Consider the following 758-nt stretch of genomic DNA (forward strand, 5'->3'; position numbering starts at 1 on the left):
CATCAGCTCGTCAACGCTCAGAGCGACCGGGAAGCGATAGATTTTTGCAGGATCGCGCAGGCGCTGCATAATAGTGAGCAAACGGTCGATTTGATTCATTGAATTGTCCTGAAAATTGCGGGTCTGTCAGGTGGAAACATGTGACCAGAATAGAAGTGAGTTAGTAACACTACCCAATCAGTACGTTAATTTTGGCTTTAATGAGTTGTAATTCCTCTGGGGCAACTGTTCCTTTCTTCGTTGCTCCTCTTGCCCGCCAGGCGATACTTTTTACCTGATCAGCTAACGCTACGCCATCACGTTCCTGACCGGATAAAACAACTTCGAACGGATATCCTTTTGATTGCGTTGTACAAGGAACACACAGACACATACCTGTTTTGTTGTTGTACATGAAAGGACTCAGGACAACAGCTGGACGATGTCCAGCTTGCTCGCTACCTTTTGTCGGGTCAAAATCAACCCAAATCAGATCGCCCATATCGGGTACGTATCGGCTTACCATTACCAGACTTCCTTATCTTTCGGCTCTCCCCAGTCGATATTCTCGTGGAGGTTTTCCGGCGTGATGTCGTTGACCAGTTCAGCAAGCGTAAATACGGGCTCTTTACGCACTGGCTCAATAATTAATTTGCCATCCACCAGGTCAATCTTCACTTCATCATCAATATTCAGATTGAGCGCCTGCATTAACGTAGCCGGGATCCGCACCGCCGGTGAATTTCCCCAACGCTTTACGCTACTGTGGATCATAACCC

At 47.4% G+C, this 758-nt stretch carries 2 protein-coding genes; both read right to left on the minus strand.

Annotation, left to right across the window (positions count from 1 at the left end; genetic code table 11):
• Window positions 1-169 precede the first annotated feature (169 nt).
• Window positions 170-505, minus strand: a complete 336-nt coding sequence (gene mazF / locus AC3Y5R_RS24160; protein WP_000254738.1) for an endoribonuclease MazF — start codon at window positions 503-505, stop codon at window positions 170-172.
• On the minus strand, window positions 505-753 hold the full coding sequence (gene mazE, locus AC3Y5R_RS24165) for a type II toxin-antitoxin system antitoxin MazE (RefSeq protein ID WP_000581937.1): 249 nt from the start codon (window positions 751-753) through the stop codon (window positions 505-507). The genes mazF and mazE overlap by 1 nt, the downstream gene beginning before the upstream one ends.
• Window positions 754-758 lie beyond the last annotated feature (5 nt).

This window comes from Erwinia sp. 009765445 (assembly GCF_058137865.1).